Here is a 16385-nt window from a genome sequence, read left to right on the forward strand (position 1 = left end):
TGTGCGCTCCCGTTACTTCGTATCGTCTTCGCGCGAGCGGCTGCGGAACGCTTCGCGCGACCGCAGCACGTCGCTGCCCGGTGCGGGCGCCGCCGCGGCCGAAGCCGAGGCCGCGCTCGCGGGCACGCTCGCCGCCGCGGCCGCCGGCGCCGACGCTGCGTCAGGCGCGGATGCGCCGGCGGGCGTCGCGGCATTCGCCGCGCTCGCGGCGTTTTGCCGCCCCTGCTCGACGAGCTTGTCGAGCGGCAGGTACACGACGTTGCTGCCCTTGTTGCCGACGAACACCTTCGTCGCGTTCGAATAGATTTCCTGCATCGTCTCGAGGTACATCCGCTCGCGAATCACCGCGGGCGCCTTCGAATACTGCGCATAGACCTGCTTGAAGCGGTCGGCGTCGCCTTCGGCCTCGGTGACCACGCGATCGGCATACGCCTTCGCTTCGTCGACGAGTTTCGCGGCATTGCCCTGCGCCTTGGGCAGCAGGTCGTTCGCATAGGCCTGCGCGGTACGCTTGGCGGCCTCGCGCTCGTCGCGCGCCTTCGCGACTTCGGCGTACGCGGCTTGCGTCTGCTCCGGCGCCGCGACGCTCTGCATCGTGACGGCCGTGACCTCGAGCCCCGACTGGTAGCGATCGAGATCGCGCTGGATCGCGGCGGACAGCTGCTCGCGCAGCGCGTCGCGGTCCTGGTTCAGCATGTCGGCCGCGCTGCGCGTGCCGACGATCGCGCGCACCGCGGCCTGGGCGGCCTCCGACACGCCGCGCTCGGGGTCGACGCTGCGGAACAGGTAATCGGTTGCGGAACGGATCCGGTACTGGACGACGAAACGCACGTCGACGATGTCGGCGTCGCGCGTCAGCATCGCGGCTTCCTTCACGTTCGCGAGACGCACGACGTTGTTGCGGCCGATCTCGATCGAACGGACCTGCGACGTGTCGACGATCTCGTGCGACGCGAACGGATACGGCGCGCGCCAGTGCACGCCCTGGCCGACCGTGCCGGACAATTTGCCGAACTGCAGCACGACGCCCGTCTGGCCGTCCTGCACGACGAACAGCCCGCTGCCCGCGTAGACCGCGACCAGCACGCCGATCACGATACCGACGCCGACGCGCGCGGCCCGGCCGTTGTCGGGCCGGAAGCCGTTGCCGCCCTTGCCGCCGAACAGGCCGCTCAGACGCCGGTTGAAGTTGCGCCACATCTCGTCGAGATCGGGCGGACCGTCACCGTCGCCACCGGGCGGACGCTTCGATTCGTTCGCACGCGGACGGGATGCGTCGTTGCCCTTGCCTTCGCCGCGTCCCCAGCGGGGATCGTTGATCGACAGCAAGGCGCGCATCCGCCGCCAGGTACTCCGCTCGTTGTATTCGTTCACCAGAGTTTGTTCACCAGATGGGACGTCAGCGAACCGGCCGGGGCCGGTTAGCGCCCGTGTTCGGAAATCGTGTGGTCTTCGTGTGGTTCTGCGGGAGCGCCGTCGAGCGCGCCGTTGGGTAACGTCGCGCCGGAAAGGTGTTCCGCGGAGGCGATTTCGGCGATAGCGGCACGCAACGTGTCGAGACCCTGACCGGTGCGCGCGCTCAAAAAGACGCGCGAGATATTACCATACTCGTCTCGCTCGACCGCGTCGCCGCGGGCCGCCAGCTCGGGCACGGCGTCGATCTTGTTGAACACCAGCACCTGCCGGATCGTGTCCGCGCCGATTTCGTGCAGCACGCCGTTCACCTGCTCGATCTGTTCGAGCCGCACCGCGCTCGACGCGTCGACCACGTGCAGCAGCAAATCCGCATGGATCGTTTCCTCGAGGGTCGCGCGAAACGCGGCAACCAGCTGGTGAGGCAGTTCGCGGATGAACCCGACCGTATCGGACACGACGATCTGGCCGACCTCGTCGCCCAGGTACACGCGCCGCGACGTCGTATCGAGCGTGGCGAACAGCTGGTCGGCCGCATAGGCCTGCGCCTTCGTCAGCGCGTTGAACAGCGTCGACTTGCCCGCGTTCGTATAGCCGACGAGCGACACTGACATCGTGCCGCTGCGCGCGCGCTGGCGACGCTGCGTGCTGTGTTGCCGGCGCAGCCGGTCGAGCCGCGACTTCAGCATCTTGATGCGCTCGCCGATCAGCCGGCGGTCGGTTTCGAGCTGGGTTTCGCCGGGGCCGCGCAGGCCGATACCGCCCTTTTGCCGCTCCAGGTGGGTCCACGCGCGAATCAGACGGGTCGACAGGTATTGCAGCTGCGCAAGCTCGACCTGCAGCTTGCCTTCGTGGCTGCGGGCGCGCTGCGCGAAGATATCGAGGATGAGGCTCGTGCGATCGACCACTCGCCTGTTAAGCGCCTGCTCCAGGTTGCGTTGCTGGGCCGGTGCCAGTGCGTGGTTGAAGATGACGATTTCGATGTTGTGTGCGTCGCAGGCGAGCCGGAGTTCTTCGGCTTTGCCGCTGCCGATGAACATCTTGGCATCGGGACTGGCGCGACGACCCGTGAGGGTGACGGCGGGACGGGCCCCCGCACTGGAGGCGAGAAGACTGAGTTCTTCGAGACTGGCTTCGAAATCGGTCTTGCCGAAGTCGATGCCGACGAGCGCTGCGTTGATCAAATTGTCGGGTGTCAAGATAAGGCGGCTGGCATCGGTCGCTCGCGGCGACCGGATGCCGGCCGCTGCGATAGGTTAGGACGTGGTCGCTTCCGCGTCCGGGTGGAAATTCACCGGGCGCGCCGGCACGACCGTCGAGATGGCGTGCTTGTAGACCATCTGGGTCACCGTATTACGGAGCAACACGACGTACTGGTCGAACGATTCGATGTTCCCTTGGAGCTTGATGCCGTTGACGAGATAGATCGAAACGGGAACGTGCTCTTTGCGCAGTGCGTTCAAAAACGGGTCTTGTAACAATTGCCCTTTGTTGCTCATGGCGTACTCCATCTTTTTTTGCAGGTTGATCTGAATTTGGCGCCGAAGAAAAAGAGATCCGGCGCCAATCGCTACACTATAGCTGATTTTGCCTGCCCCGCCCGGCAGCAGGCCATGCGGCCTAGCCCTTGCGGGACGTGCGTGGCAGGCATGTTCAGCCCTTGTCCGCGTACGGATTGTTCGACGAACGGAACTCTATGCGCAATGGAGTCCCGGTCAGGGAGAAAGTTTCGCGGAATCGGTTTTCGAGGTAGCGCTTGTAGGTTTCGGTCACCGCGTCGAGCGCGTTGCCGTGGATCACGATTAGCGGCGGATTCTGTCCGCCCTGGTGCGCGTAGCGCAGCTTCGGACGCACCGGGCCACGACGGCGCGGCTGCTGGAACTCGACGGCCTCGATCAGCGCGCGCGTGAGCTTCGGCGTCGGCAGTTTCGCCATGGCCGCCGCGTACGCGTCGTCGACCGAGCGCATCAGCGCGCCGATGCCCGTCTTCTTCGCGGCCGAAATGTAGTGCGATTTCGCGAAGTCGAGGAATTTCAGCTTGCGGGTCAAATCCGCTTTCGCGCGATCGCGCGCGTGGTCGTCGAGACCATCCCACTTGTTGACACCGATCACGAGCGCGCGGCCCTGCTCGACGACGAAGCCGGCGATGTGCGCGTCCTGGTCGGAAATGTCCTGCTGCGCATCCAGCAGAAGAATGACGACGTTCGCGTCGGAAATCGATTGCAGCGTCTTCACGACCGAGAATTTCTCGATCGCCTCGAACACCTTGCCGCGGCGCCGCAGGCCCGCCGTGTCGATCAGCGTGTATTTCTTGCCGTTACGCTCGAAGTCGACGTAGATCGAATCGCGCGTCGTACCCGGCATGTCGAACGCGATCACGCGGTCCTCGCCGATCAGCGCGTTCACGAGCGTCGACTTGCCGACGTTCGGGCGGCCCACGATCGCGATCTTGATGCCGCGCGACGGATCGTCGTCGTCCGCTTCCTCGGGCTGGCCCGCGTATGCGACTTCCAGCGCCTCGTTGATCATGTCGGTCACGCCGTCGCCGTGCGCGGCCGAGATCGCGCGCGGATCGCCGAGGCCGAGCTCGTAGAAGTCCGTCGCGACCGCCGTGTACTTCATCCCCTCGGCCTTGTTGACGACCAGGAAGATCGGCCGGCCGGTCTTGCGCAGGTAGTCGGCGATCGACTTGTCCTGCGGCGCGAGCCCGTTACGGCCGTCGACGATGAACACGACGACGTCGGCTTCCTCGACGGCCTGCCGCGTCTGGCGCGCCATCTGGTGCAGGATGCCGTCCTTCGCGACGGGTTCGAAGCCGCCGGTATCGACGACCAGGTACGGCCGTTCGCCGACGCGCCCTTCGCCGTAATGGCGATCGCGCGTGAGGCCCGGCAAGTCGGCGACCAGCGCATCACGCGAGCGCGTGAGCCGGTTGAACAGCGTGGATTTCCCCACATTGGGGCGCCCAACAAGGGCAATGACCGGTTTCATCTGTGTTTTCTACGGTGATGCGCAGCAGCGGGAGGCCCGCTGCTGCGGGCGGCTGCGCTGAATGAAAATATCACGAATTCGCGCCGCGCCGGATGCGCGCGCCGGGCGCGCGTTGCACGCCGTGGTCTTTCGTTTCGAACTGCCTTTCAAATACCGAGCGGCCGGGAACACCGGCCGCCTTCGTGTCGCACGACCGCGGCGCTCGGGACGAGCCCGCCGCGCCGCGATCGCGCCTGTTGCGTGCGCGTCAGCGCGGACGGAACCCGTACAGGCCGCCGTCCTTCGTCTGCACGACGAGCGTATTGCCCGCCAGGACCGGCGCCGCGGTAATCGCGCTGCCGTCGGTCTTCATCCGCGCGATGAAGCTGCCGTCCTCGCGCGACAGGAAGTGCACGAAGCCCTTGTAGTCGCCCATCACGACCGCATGGCCAAGCAGGTAAGGCACGCCGACGTCGCGGCTCTTCAGCTTGTCGTTGCGCCAGAGCTGGTTGCCGCTCGCCGCGTCGTAAGCCGTCACGACCGACCAGTCGTCGCCGCCGGCGACGACCGAATCGTCCTGCGCGAGGCCGCTGCGGCTCGAGAACGCCTTTTCCCACAGCGGACGGCCCGAGTTTGCGTCGAAGCAGCCGATCTGCCCCTGGAACGTGACCGCGCACGCTTCGGCACCCACCAGCGTCGGCGGACCGCTGACGTCGTTGATGCGCTCCACTTCGGTCACACCCTTCGGGAACGACACCGGAGTCTGCCAGAACGGCTCGCCCGTCTGCAGGTTGATCGCGACCAGACCGCCGCCGGGGAAGCCCGCCAGCACGGCCGCATCGCCCGCGAACGTCATGCCGGCCGACACGCGCAGGTTCAGCGGCACCGCGCGGTTGCGGTAGTTCCACTTCTGCTCGCCCGTCTGCGCGTTGAACGCGATCACCTGGCCGTCGATCGTGCGCACGATCACGAGGCCGTTGCCGACCAGCGGCGGCGAGAAGATCTCGCCCTGCACGCTCGTCTTCCACAGCAGCTTGCCGTCCGGGCCGAGGACGAACACGCCGCCCTTGAGCGCGCCGACCGCGGTCAGGTTGCCGTCGCTGCCGACACCGGCCGACAGGTCCGAACCGACCTTCGAGCGCCACAGCGTCTGGCCCGTCTTCGCGTCGATCTTCTCGACCGAACCGTTCTCGCCCGCGGCATAGACGGCGTCGCCCACGGCCACCGGCGTGAACAGGTAGCGCCCGCCCTTGCCGACGCTCGCCTTCCAGACCTGTTGCACGTCCATGACGGGCTTGAACTCGGTGAGCGGCGTCGGCACGCGGCGCGCGTCCTTCGACGACGAGCAGGCCGCCAATGCCAGGACAGCCGCCGCGCAGGCTACGGGCACAGCGTAACGTTTCAGCAAATTCATCGGTTAGCGAAGCAGAGTTAAGAGGTTGAGGGGGCCGGAATCAGCCGCCGAGCGCGTCGAGCTTGAACTGCACGAGCTGGCGCGCTGACTGGTCGTCCTGCGGCAGGCCGTCGAGCGCGAGCTTGTACGCAGCGCGCGCGTCGTCGGTCTTGCCTTGCGCGGCCAGCAGATCGCCGCGGCGATCGGCCACGACGCCCTTGAATGCATCGACCGGCGTGCCGGACAGCAGCGCGAGGCCTGCATCGTACGCCTTCTCGTCGAGCAGCAGCGACGCGAGACGCAGCTTCGCGATCTGCTTGTACTCGTCATCCCTGGCGTGATCGACAGCCCATTGCAGCTGGGCCTTCGCGCCGGCGGCGTCGCCTGCCGCGTAGAGCGTCTTCGCGGCCGACAGGGCCGTCATCTGCGCATACGGCGTGCGGGCGAACTTGTCTTCCATGTCGGCGGCCGCGCGGGCCATCGTCGCCTTGTCGTTCGCGGCGGCGGCCTTCTGGACCTGCTCGTACAACCCGGAAGCCTCCGCGGCCTGACGGCGCTGCCAGTAATTCCAGCCGTTGAAACCGGCCGCGACGACCAGCGCCGCGAGCACGATCCACGTGGTGAGGTTGCCCCAGCGGGCCCACCACGCCTTGACACTTTCAATCGATTCTTGTTCGTCGTGATAACTCATCGGCGAGCGATTCCTTCCTGTTCAGGCTTTTTCTTGTCGAGCGAATGCGAGCGCGATCAGTCGTCGCCGTCTTCGGCGGATGCAACCATCGCATTGATTAGGAATTCGGTCAAGCTTTCGACCGGTACGGTCTGCTGAACGTTCTTTTCACCTTCCTCGCCCGCACCGCGCAGCGCTTTCACGCCCACCGTGCCGTTCGCGACCTCTTCTTCGCCGAAGATCACCGCGAACGCGGCACCGCTTGCATCGGCCCGCTTCATCTGCGACTTGAAGCTTGCCGGCGCGCCGTCGGCGCTGCAGTGGAAAATCACGTCGAGGCCCGTATCGCGCAGACGCTCGGCCGCGATGAACGCCTGTTCGCGCGCGGTCTCGCCCTGGTGCACCACGTACACGTCGACACCTTCCTGCTCGGGCGCGAGATCCTCTTCCTTCAGCAGTTCGAGAATGCGCTCGATGCCCATCGCCCAGCCGCATGCGGCGGTCGGCTTGCCGCCGAGCTGCTCGATCAGCGGATCGTAGCGGCCGCCGGCCGCGACGGTGCCCTGCGCGCCGAGCTTGTCGGTCACCCACTCGAACACGGTCAGGTTGTAGTAGTCGAGGCCGCGCACGAGACGCGGGTTGATCTTGAACGGAATGTTGTTCGCGAGCAGCAGGCGCTGCAGCCCTTCGAAGTGCGCGCGCGATTCGTCGCCGAGGAAGTCGATCAGCTTCGGCGCGTTCTGCGCGATTTCCTGCAGCGCGGGATTCTTCGTGTCGAGCACGCGCAGCGGGTTCGTATACAGGCGGCGCTTCGCGTCCTCGTCCAGCACGTCGGCGAACTGCTCGAGGTACTTGATCAGTTCGACACGGTGCGCGGCCCGCTCTTCCGCGAGGCCGAGCGAGTTGATCTCGAGCTTGATGCCGGTCAGCCCGAGGTCGTCCCACAGGCGCTGGCACATCATGATGATCTCGGCGTCCGCATCCGGGCCCGCGAAGCCGAGCGCCTCGACGCCGACCTGGTGGAACTGGCGGTAGCGGCCGCGCTGCGGACGCTCGTGACGGAACATCGGGCCGATGTACCACAGGCGCTTCGGGCCGTCGTACAGCATGTTGTGCTCGATCGACGCGCGCACGACGGCCGCGGTGTTCTCCGGGCGCATCGTCAGGTTCTCGCCGTTCAGCGCGTCGGTGAAGCTGTACATTTCCTTCTCGACGATGTCCGTGACTTCGCCGATGCCGCGCGTGAAGAGCTGCGTGTGTTCGACGATCGGCGTGCGGATGTTCTGGTAGCCGTACGCGCGCAGCAACGATTTCACGGTGGCTTCGAAGAACTCCCACAGGCCGGCATCCTGCGGGAGGATGTCGTTCATGCCTTTGACGCCGGTGAGCTTCTCGATCTTGCGTTTCTGTTCAGTCATCGTGTGTGTGGACGAATTAATTCAGGGCCTCGGTGCGGCCGTAGTTGCGTGCGACGTAGTCGCTGACGATCTGCTGGAATTCCTCGGCGATCCGCTCGCCGCGCAGCGTCTTGACCTTCTCGCCGTCGATGAAGACGGGCGCGGCCGGGTTCTCGCCCGAACCCGGCAGGCTGATGCCGATGTTCGCGTGCTTCGATTCGCCCGGGCCGTTGACGATGCAGCCCATCACCGCGACGTTCATCTTCTCGACGCCCGGATATTCCTTGCGCCATACGGGCATCTGCTCGCGCAGGTAGGTCTGGATCTGCATCGCGAGTTCCTGGAACAGCGTGCTCGTCGTGCGGCCGCAGCCCGGGCACGCGATCACCATCGGCGCAAACGAGCGCAGGCCCATCGTCTGCAGGATTTCCTGGCCGACGATCACCTCGCCCGTGCGCGGCGCGCCCGGTTCCGGCGTCAGCGAGATGCGGATCGTGTCGCCGATCCCTTCCTGCAGCAGCACGCCGAGCGCGGCCGTCGACGCGACGATGCCCTTCGAGCCCATGCCGGCCTCGGTCAGACCGAGGTGCAGCGCGAAGCCGCAGCGGCGGCCGAGTTCGCGGTACACGGCGATCAGGTCCTGCACGCCGCTGACCTTGCACGACAGCACGATGCGATCACGGCCGAGACCCAGTTCGACCGCACGCTCGGCCGAGCCGATCGCCGATTGGATCAGCGCTTCGTACATCACGCTTTGCGCGCCCCACGGCTGCGCGCGCGCGCCGTTCTCGTCCATCATGCGCGCGAGCAGGTCCTGGTCGAGGCTGCCCCAGTTCACGCCGATCCGCACCGCCTTGTCGTACTTGGCCGCGGCTTCGATCATCAGCGCGAACTGCGTGTCGCGCTTCGCACCCTGGCCGACGTTGCCGGGATTGATCCGGTACTTCGACAGCGCCTCCGCGCAGCCCGGGTAGTCGCGCAGCAGCAGGTGGCCGTTGTAGTGGAAATCGCCGACGAGCGGCACGGTCACGCCCATCCGGTCGAGCTGCTCGCGGATCGCCGGCACGGCAGCCGCGGCCTCCGGCGTGTTGACGGTGATGCGGACCAGTTCGGAGCCCGCGTTCGCGAGTTCCTTGATCTGGATCGCCGTGCCGATCGCATCGGCCGTGTCGGTATTCGTCATCGACTGGACGCGCACCGGCGCATCGCCGCCGATCGTCACGAGCTGCCCGCCCCAACGAACATCCACCGCATGCGACACGCGACGCGGCTGATGCCCGCCGAACACCGGCTCGGTTGAACAAATCTGACTGCTGCGAGGGGATTGAGCTTCGGATTGCATCGATAGATCCATTTACGCGGAATGCGCCGCGAAGCGGCGCATGAATTGAAAAAGCGCCGTGCCCTCGCGGCCTGTCCTGGACAGGCCCGCGCCACGGCGCTTGACGTCAGGGCAACGTGAACCGCGCCACGTTACCCCGCGCTGCCGAATATTTTGCCGGATCGACAGGTTTTCCGTCGAACGCGACCGCGTCCATGCCTGCCTTGTTGCCGATCGTGACCTTGAACGGCCCGTCGCCGGCGACCTGCTTCGTCTCGCCGGCCCGCACCAGCGCCGAGAACAGCTCCTTGCCGTTCTTGTCGCGCACGCTGAACCAGCAATCCTGCTTGACCTTCAGTTCGATCATCGACTGGCCTGCCGCCACCACGACGCTCGCGGACTGGGCCGGCACGGCCGCGCCGCTCGCCGCGGCCGTCACGACAGATTGCGACGCGGGCGCCGCGACCGCTGGGGCCAGCGCCGGTGCAGCCGGTGCTGCCGATGCAACGACCTGCGGCGCCACGGCGGATGCCGCGACCTGCGCCGGCGCATCGCTGCCGGCTGCCGCCGACGCGCCGCCCGCGGCGGCCTCTTCGACCGAAGACGCCGCCGGCGCGCTGGCCGCCGACGCATGATCGGTGTCGCCGCCCTTGAAACGCGCGAGCCAGCTCGACGAATCGCCGCCAGTGTGCCACATGAGCACCGCGACCACCGCGACGACGACGATCGCCGTCCCCCACAGCCACGGATGGTGGCGTGACGAGCCGCCGAGCGGAATCGACACGCGGCCGCGCGGCAGATCCGTCCCCGACGACGCGGGCATCGACAGATCGACTTCCGGGACGCCGCGCTCGCGGCGCAACGCCTGCGCAAACGGCTCCGGATCGACGCCGAGCATCTTCGCGTAGCTGCGCACGACGCCGAGCGCGAACGTCACGCCGGGCAGATGGCTGATGTCGCCTGCCTCGAGCGCACGCAGCTTCTGCGGGGCGACCTTGAGCCGCGCCGACACGTCGTCGACCGTCCAGCCCTTCGCCTCCCGGAGATGCGCCAGCCGGCTGCCGACGGCCGTCAGCGTTTCCAACCCCGCCGGTGCCGGCTTCGCGGCATCCGTCTCTGCGCCGTTTGTCGGCTGCGGCTCACTCATCCTTGTCCTCGCGTCGATTCTTCTTCACTGGCGAGCGCCGCCGGCTTGCGCCGGCCGGCACCCGCAACTGTCCATATCATGCGCGGCGCCGGGGCGCCGCGACCGATCGCTATTCGCGTGTTGTACCGTCAAGAGGCTCGGGCATCCGGGCCAGGCCGCCCCGACCTGGCACCCCGTCAAATTGCCCGAACTTCGATGATTTTTGCTGCTGCGCCCGTTCGCTCCGCCAGGCGCGTGCGATCCTTCACGGCGCCGGCCAGCTGGCCGCACGCGGCGTCGATGTCGTCGCCGCGCGTCTTGCGCACGGTCGTGACGACACCCGCGTCGATGAGGACCTGTGCAAAGCGCTTGATCTGCTCCGGCTTCGAGCGGATGAGGCCCGATTCCGGAAACGGATTGAACGGGATCAGATTGAACTTGCACGGAACGTCACGCGTGACGGCCAGCAGTTCGCGCGCATGCGCTTCGGTGTCGTTGACGCCGTCGAGCATGCAGTATTCGAAAGTAATGAAGTCGCGCGGCGCGACTTTCAGATAGCGCTGGCACGCGGCCATGAGCTCCCGAAGCGGATGCTTCTTGTTGAGCGGCACCAGCTCGTCGCGCAGCGCATCGTTCGGCGCGTGCAGCGAAACGGCGAGCGCGACCGGCAATTCGGCGCCGAGGCGGTCCATCATCGGTACCACGCCGGACGTCGACAGCGTGACGCGGCGGCGCGACAGACCGTACGCGTTGTCGTCGAGCATCAGCCGCATCGCGGGCACGACCGCGTTGTAGTTCAGCAGCGGCTCGCCCATGCCCATCATCACCACGTTGGTGACGACCCGTTCGGCCTTGCCGTTCGGACCGGGCGCGCGACCGAGCGACGCACGCAGCGCAAATTCGGCCATCCGGAGCTGGCCGATGATTTCGGCTGTCGACAGGTTGCGGGAGAAGCCCTGCTTGCCCGTCGAGCAGAAGCGGCAGTTGACCGCACACCCGGCCTGCGACGACACGCACAGCGTGCCGCGCGTCTCTTCCGGGATGAACACGGTTTCGACCGCATTGCCGTTTCCGACGTCGATCAGCCACTTGCGCGTGCCGTCGGCGGAAACGTGATCGCTGGCGATCTCGGGCATCACGATCGACGCACGGCCCTTGAGCTTTTCTCTCAGGGACTTCGCGAGATCGGTCATGCCGTCGAAATCGCCGGCGTTGTACTGGTGGATCCAGCGCTGCAACTGCTTGGCGCGGAACGGCTTCTCGCCGAGGCTGCCGCAGTACGCGACAAGACCCTCGGCATCGAAGTCGAGAAGATTGACGGAAGTTTCGCTCGTCATGATGTGCTGCCTTGCCGCTTGCGCTGAATCCTGCCTACTTGTTGCCAGCCAGGGCTTAGCGCGAGTAGACGTTCATTTCCGGGAAGAAGAACGCGATTTCGACCGCGGCCGTTTCGGCAGCGTCCGAGCCGTGCACGGCGTTCGCGTCGATGCTGTCGGCGAAGTCGGCGCGGATCGTGCCCTTTTCCGCCTTCTTCGGATCCGTCGCACCCATCAGGTCGCGGTTCTTCAGGATCGCGCCTTCACCTTCCAGAACCTGGATCATCACCGGGCCCGAGATCATGAAATCGACGAGGTCCTTGAAGAACGGACGTGCTGCGTGAACCGCATAGAACTTCTCTGCGTCGCCACGCGACAGGTGAGCCATGCGCGATGCGACGATCTTCAGGCCGGCGCCTTCGAAACGGCTGTAGATCTGACCGATCACGTTCTTTGCCACCGCATCCGGCTTGATGATCGACAGGGTGCGCTCGATTGCCATAAAAACTCCAAAAAATTAAGAAGTTACAGGTTCAAATGAATCCGCTATTGTAGCACGATCCCGTGTATCATTGCGATTGAACCCTTACACGAATGAAAGGTTTCGAATCCATATGTTTTTTGCGCCGCCCGCATTGAAACCTCGCGGCGCGGAACGTATCTTAGCCATAGCTGCCCCGGTTTGCTGCGCCGCACATCGCGCGCGCCGAACCGGCCCCGGACGCTCACGCGTTCAATGTTAGGAGAAACCATGAACGACTATCCGTACAATTTCGGCCGCGGCGGCTCCGTCAGCACCGCCGAGGTTCGCAACCGCGTGCTGCGGAACACGTACTGGCTGCTCGCGCTGTCGATGGTGCCGACCGTGCTGGGCGCCTGGGTCGGCGTCGCGACGGGCTTCTCGCTGTTCGCGGCCACGAGCCCGATGATGAGCCTGCTCGCGTTCTTCGCGATCGCGTTCGGCTTCATGTTCGCGATCGAGCGGACCAAAAACAGCGCGGCCGGCGTGTTCGTGCTGCTCGGCTTCACGTTCTTCATGGGCCTGATGCTGTCGCGGCTGCTGAGCTTCATCCTCGGCTTCTCGAACGGCCCGTCGCTGATCATGCTCGCGTTCGGCGGCACCGGCATCATCTTCGCCTCGATGGCGACGATCGCCACCGTCAGCAAGCGCGACTTCTCCGGGCTCGGAAAGTGGCTGTTCATGGGCGTGATCGTGATCCTGCTGGCCTCGGTCGCGAACATCTTCCTGCAGTTGCCGGCGCTGATGCTCACCGTATCGGTGCTCGCGATCGCGATCTTCTCGGCCTACATGCTGTTCGACGTCCAGCGCGTCGTGAACGGCGGCGAGACGAACTACATCTCGGCCACGCTCGCGATCTACCTCGACCTGTACAACGTGTTCACGAACCTGCTCGCGCTGCTCGGCATCTTCGGCGGCAACCGCAACTGACGTTCGCAACATCCCATGAAAAACCGGCCCGCGGGCCGGTTTTTTTACGTCCGACGCCCGCCCGCTCAGTCGCGCTCGAACAGCGCGATCGATTCGACGTGCGACGTATTCGGGAACATGTTCACGACCCCGGCGCCCTTCAGGCGGTAACCCGCCTCGTGCACGAGGAGGCCAGCGTCACGCGCGAGCGTCGACGGGTTGCACGACACGTAGACGATCCGCTTCGGCAGCGGGCCTGCGCCGCTCTGCGCGATTTCGGCCAGCGCCTTCGACACCGCAAGCGCGCCTTCGCGCGGCGGGTCGATCAGGAACTTGTCGAAGGCGCCGAGCGCACGGAGGTCGTCGCCCGTCACTTCGAACAGGTTCCGGCACGCGAACGTCGTGTGGCCATCGACGCCGTTTTCGCGCGCATTCGCCAGCGCGCGCGTCGTCAGCGTGTCGCTGCCCTCGATGCCCATCACCTCGCGCGACAGTCGCGCGAGCGGCAGCGTGAAGTTGCCGATCCCGCAGAACAGGTCGAGCACGCGATCGTCGCGCGACGGCGCGAGCAGGCGCAGCGCGCGGCCCACCAGCACGCGGTTGATCTGATGGTTGACCTGCGTGAAGTCGGTCGGCTTGAACGGCATGCGGATGCCGAACTCCGGCAGCGTGTAGTCGAGCGGCACGTCGAGCGGATAGAACGGCGTCACCGTGTCCGGGCCCTTCGGCTGCAGCCAGAACTGCACCTTGTGCTCGTCCGCGAACGCGCGCAGCAGCGCTTCGTCGTCCGCATTGATCGGCTCCAGCACGCGCAGCACCAGCGCGGTGACTTGCGAACCGACCGCGAGTTCGATCTGCGGCATCCGGTCGCGAATCGACAGCCCCTCGACCAGCCGGCGCAGCGGCACGAGCATTGCGGACACGTGCGGCGGCAGCACTTCGCAGCTCGTCATGTCGGCGACATAGCTGCTCTTCTTTTCGTGGAAGCCGACCAGCACGCCGCCCTTCTTCGCGACGTTGCGCACAGTCAGGCGCGCACGGTAGCGGTAGCCCCACGACGGGCCATGGATCGGCGCGAACATCGTCTCGGCACGCAGCTTCGCCAGATGCCACAGGTTGTCCTCGAGCACGCGCTGCTTGATCGCCACCTGGGCGCGCATGTCGAGGTGCTGCATCGAGCAGCCGCCGCAGGTGCCGAAGAACGCGCATTTCGGCTGCGTGCGCAGCACGCTCGGGCGCAGGATGTCGACCACGGTCGCCTGCTCGTAGCTCGGCTTGCGACGGTAGCTCGAATAGGTCACGCGCTCGCCGGGCAGCGCGCCTTCGACGAAGATGACCTTGCCCGGCGTGCCGTCCTCGGTCACCGTGCGGCCGACACCGCGCGCTTCCATGTCGAGCGATTCGATCTCGAGAACCGGGGCAGGCCCGGGCGCGACGGGCGCATTTTTCGATTTGCGCGCAGAAGTGGGGACGGCTTCGGACACCAGCTTTTCCTGACAAACGTTGAAGAAGGCGAGATTGTAGACGACGACAGCCCGCATCGCCCGCTTTCATCGCGCATGTGCCGATACGGATGCATCCACGGCGCCGCGTACTGCACAAAGGGCCCGCGGGCGCGGTGCCTTGCCGACTCACCGGCGGCACAAGTCCTGCTCGCAGGTGGCTCTCTGCTCGCAGGAGAATCGACCATGCGACTGATCGACTGGAACGTTCAATGGGGTCGGGACGCGGACGGCGTCGTCGACCTCGCGCGCACCATCGCCGCCGCCCGCAGCCTCGGCGACTTCGACGTGCTGTGCATGCAGGAAGTCACGCGCGGCTTCGGCGCGCTGCCCGGCCAGCCGGGCCCTGATCAGTTCACCGAACTGGCGGCGTTGCTGCCCGGCTATACGATCTTCGAGGCGATCGGCGCCGACCTGCCGCCGCTCGAACCCGATGCGGCGCGCCGGCAGTTCGGCAATGCGATCGCGATCCGGCTGCCGGTCGGACGCGTGCTGCGCCAGTTGCTGCCGTGGCCGGCCGACGCCGGCGAGCCGTCGATGCCGCGCGTCGCGCTGGAGGTCGAGTTGACGACGCCGTCCGGCGCGCTGCGTATCATCACGACGCACCTCGAATTCTATTCTGCGCGCCAGCGACTCGCACAGGTCGATGCGCTGCGCGCCCGGCACCGCGAAGCCTGCGCCCACGCCGACCAGCCTGCCCCGGCGGAGAACGCCACGGGACCGTTCACCGCGACCGGGCAGGCGCGCGACGCGATCATCTGCGGCGATTTCAACAGCGCGTTCGACAGCGATGCATACCGGCGCCTGCTGGAGCCGATCGCGGACGCGCCATCGTTCGTCGATGCGTGGGTTGGCCGGCACCAGGGCCATACGCCGCCGCCGACCGCCGGCGTCTACGACACCGCGCAATGGTCGGACGGGCCGCTCGCGTGCGATTTCGTGTTCGTGACCGACACGCTGCTGCCGCGCGTCACGCGCTGCGAGATCGACGGCGACGTGCGTGCGTCGGATCACCAGCCGGTCGTGCTCGAGGTCGATTGATCGCGGCCGCGACGTGGGCCGCCCGCGTCACGCGTCGAAGCCGGCCAGGTATTCGGCCCAATGCGACGCGGGCTCCTGCGCAAGCGAATTCTTCACGAGCAGGATCTCGTCCGCATATTCGCTCGGCGTGAGGCCGCCGCGCATCAGCTGGAACCGGCAATACAGCAGGTAGGTGTTGACGACGTCGGTTTCGCAGTAGTTGCGGATTTCCTCGATCCGCCCGTCCTGGAACGCCGGCCACACCTGGCTGCCGTCCATCCCCAGCTTGCCCGGAAAGCCGCACAGCTTCGCGAGCGCGTCGAGCGGCGCGTTCGCGCGCGCCTGATACATCGCGAGCACGTCCATCAGATCGGTATGCCGCGAGTGATAGCGCGCGATGTAGTTGTTCCACTTGAATTCGCGGTCGTCCTCGCCCAGGTCCCAGTAGCGCGTCGCTGGAATCCCGTGCACGAGCGCACGGTAATGGAGCACCGGCAGATCGAAGCCACCGCCGTTCCACGACACGAGCTGCGGCGTGTATTTCTCGATCACGCGGTAGAACGACTGGATCAGCGTCGCCTCGTTGTCCTGGGGCGTACCCAGCGAGCGCACACGGAAACCGTTGTTGTCGCGGAACACGCAGGAAATCGCCGCGATGCGCTGCAGGTGATGCGGCAGGAAATCGCCGCCGGTCTTCTCGCGGCGCGCGGCGAACGCATGTTCGGCCACCGCGGCATCGTCGAGCGTCGCGGGCAGATCTTCCAGACGGCGAATGCCGTCGACATCGGGAATGGTCTCGATGTCAAAAACGAGAATCGGAGTCATCAG

Annotated in this window: 15 protein-coding genes; 2 read left to right on the forward strand and 13 right to left on the reverse strand. The window is 66.2% G+C overall.

The window, feature by feature from the left end:
- Positions 1-12: 12 nt before the first annotated feature.
- The 11 genes from hflK to ndk all read right to left on the reverse strand — a co-directional run bounded on the left by hflK (position 13) and on the right by ndk (position 12108).
- Complete coding sequence (gene hflK / locus FFI87_RS09190) at positions 13-1374, reverse strand: FtsH protease activity modulator HflK (RefSeq protein ID WP_041489815.1); 1362 nt, start codon at positions 1372-1374, stop codon at positions 13-15.
- 47 nt (positions 1375-1421) lie between these two features.
- Positions 1422-2597, reverse strand: a complete 1176-nt coding sequence (gene hflX, locus FFI87_RS09195) for a GTPase HflX (protein ID WP_175711133.1) — start codon at positions 2595-2597, stop codon at positions 1422-1424.
- 72 nt (positions 2598-2669) lie between these two features.
- Positions 2670-2912 (reverse strand): RNA chaperone Hfq, encoded by a 243-nt coding sequence (hfq, locus tag FFI87_RS09200; RefSeq protein WP_006754897.1) that lies wholly within the window; start codon positions 2910-2912, stop codon positions 2670-2672.
- 154 nt (positions 2913-3066) lie between these two features.
- Positions 3067-4404, reverse strand: coding sequence for a ribosome biogenesis GTPase Der (gene der, locus FFI87_RS09205; RefSeq protein ID WP_126227979.1), 1338 nt, complete (start codon positions 4402-4404; stop codon positions 3067-3069).
- 247 nt (positions 4405-4651) lie between these two features.
- The gene (bamB, locus tag FFI87_RS09215) at positions 4652-5797 is read right to left on the reverse strand and encodes an outer membrane protein assembly factor BamB (RefSeq protein WP_138847614.1); all 1146 of its coding nucleotides are present in this window, start codon (positions 5795-5797) and stop codon (positions 4652-4654) included.
- A 40-nt stretch (positions 5798-5837) separates the two neighbouring features.
- Positions 5838-6467 (reverse strand): tetratricopeptide repeat protein, encoded by a 630-nt coding sequence (locus FFI87_RS09220; RefSeq protein ID WP_012363993.1) that lies wholly within the window; start codon positions 6465-6467, stop codon positions 5838-5840.
- A 56-nt stretch (positions 6468-6523) separates the two neighbouring features.
- Complete coding sequence (hisS, locus tag FFI87_RS09225; protein WP_006754903.1) at positions 6524-7864, reverse strand: histidine--tRNA ligase; 1341 nt, start codon at positions 7862-7864, stop codon at positions 6524-6526.
- 16 nt (positions 7865-7880) lie between these two features.
- Positions 7881-9185 carry a flavodoxin-dependent (E)-4-hydroxy-3-methylbut-2-enyl-diphosphate synthase gene (ispG, locus tag FFI87_RS09230; RefSeq protein ID WP_012363994.1) on the reverse strand — a complete coding sequence of 435 codons (1305 nt, stop codon included), beginning with the start codon at positions 9183-9185 and terminating at the stop codon, positions 7881-7883.
- A 106-nt stretch (positions 9186-9291) separates the two neighbouring features.
- Positions 9292-10311, reverse strand: coding sequence for a helix-turn-helix domain-containing protein (locus FFI87_RS09235; protein ID WP_138847613.1), 1020 nt, complete (start codon positions 10309-10311; stop codon positions 9292-9294).
- A 176-nt stretch (positions 10312-10487) separates the two neighbouring features.
- The gene (gene rlmN, locus FFI87_RS09240; RefSeq protein ID WP_012363996.1) at positions 10488-11627 is read right to left on the reverse strand and encodes a 23S rRNA (adenine(2503)-C(2))-methyltransferase RlmN; all 1140 of its coding nucleotides are present in this window, start codon (positions 11625-11627) and stop codon (positions 10488-10490) included.
- 55 nt (positions 11628-11682) lie between these two features.
- Complete coding sequence (ndk, locus tag FFI87_RS09245) at positions 11683-12108, reverse strand: nucleoside-diphosphate kinase (RefSeq protein WP_006755775.1); 426 nt, start codon at positions 12106-12108, stop codon at positions 11683-11685.
- Positions 12109-12357: 249 nt separating this feature from the next.
- Between ndk and FFI87_RS09250 the strand changes: the two genes are divergently transcribed.
- Positions 12358-13056, forward strand: coding sequence for a Bax inhibitor-1/YccA family protein (locus FFI87_RS09250; protein ID WP_006755774.1), 699 nt, complete (start codon positions 12358-12360; stop codon positions 13054-13056).
- 65 nt (positions 13057-13121) lie between these two features.
- On the opposite strand, the gene rlmD is transcribed toward FFI87_RS09250, so the two are convergent.
- Positions 13122-14576, reverse strand: a complete 1455-nt coding sequence (gene rlmD / locus FFI87_RS09255; RefSeq protein WP_249177302.1) for a 23S rRNA (uracil(1939)-C(5))-methyltransferase RlmD — start codon at positions 14574-14576, stop codon at positions 13122-13124.
- Between the two features lie 147 nt (positions 14577-14723).
- Between rlmD and FFI87_RS09260 the strand changes: the two genes are divergently transcribed.
- A complete protein-coding gene (locus FFI87_RS09260) occupies positions 14724-15578 on the forward strand; it encodes an endonuclease/exonuclease/phosphatase family protein (protein ID WP_138847611.1) in 855 nt (284 codons plus the stop codon).
- A 27-nt stretch (positions 15579-15605) separates the two neighbouring features.
- Here the strand turns inward: FFI87_RS09260 and FFI87_RS09265 are convergent, their stop codons facing one another.
- Positions 15606-16382: a 3'-5' exonuclease gene (locus FFI87_RS09265; protein ID WP_006755578.1), complete on the reverse strand. Its 777-nt coding sequence runs from the start codon at positions 16380-16382 to the stop codon at positions 15606-15608.
- Between the last annotated feature and the right edge of the window lie 3 nt (positions 16383-16385).

Source organism: Burkholderia sp. KBS0801, from assembly GCF_005937855.2.
Classification (GTDB): domain Bacteria; phylum Pseudomonadota; class Gammaproteobacteria; order Burkholderiales; family Burkholderiaceae; genus Burkholderia; species Burkholderia ambifaria.

Coding starts and splice junctions, on each gene's coding strand:
- ispG (WP_012363994.1), bottom strand. CDS start 9,185: ATGCAATCCGAAGCTCAATCCCCTCGCAGCAGTCAGATTTGTTCAACC.
- ndk (WP_006755775.1), bottom strand. CDS start 12,108: ATGGCAATCGAGCGCACCCTGTCGATCATCAAGCCGGATGCGGTGGCA.
- bamB (WP_138847614.1), bottom strand. CDS start 5,797: ATGAATTTGCTGAAACGTTACGCTGTGCCCGTAGCCTGCGCGGCGGCT.
- rlmD (WP_249177302.1), bottom strand. CDS start 14,576: ATGCGGGCTGTCGTCGTCTACAATCTCGCCTTCTTCAACGTTTGTCAG.
- hfq (WP_006754897.1), bottom strand. CDS start 2,912: ATGAGCAACAAAGGGCAATTGTTACAAGACCCGTTTTTGAACGCACTG.
- FFI87_RS09250 (WP_006755774.1), top strand. CDS start 12,358: ATGAACGACTATCCGTACAATTTCGGCCGCGGCGGCTCCGTCAGCACC.
- hisS (WP_006754903.1), bottom strand. CDS start 7,864: ATGACTGAACAGAAACGCAAGATCGAGAAGCTCACCGGCGTCAAAGGC.
- FFI87_RS09260 (WP_138847611.1), top strand. CDS start 14,724: ATGCGACTGATCGACTGGAACGTTCAATGGGGTCGGGACGCGGACGGC.
- FFI87_RS09235 (WP_138847613.1), bottom strand. CDS start 10,311: ATGAGTGAGCCGCAGCCGACAAACGGCGCAGAGACGGATGCCGCGAAG.
- FFI87_RS09265 (WP_006755578.1), bottom strand. CDS start 16,382: ATGACTCCGATTCTCGTTTTTGACATCGAGACCATTCCCGATGTCGAC.
- rlmN (WP_012363996.1), bottom strand. CDS start 11,627: ATGACGAGCGAAACTTCCGTCAATCTTCTCGACTTCGATGCCGAGGGT.
- der (WP_126227979.1), bottom strand. CDS start 4,404: ATGAAACCGGTCATTGCCCTTGTTGGGCGCCCCAATGTGGGGAAATCC.
- FFI87_RS09220 (WP_012363993.1), bottom strand. CDS start 6,467: ATGAGTTATCACGACGAACAAGAATCGATTGAAAGTGTCAAGGCGTGG.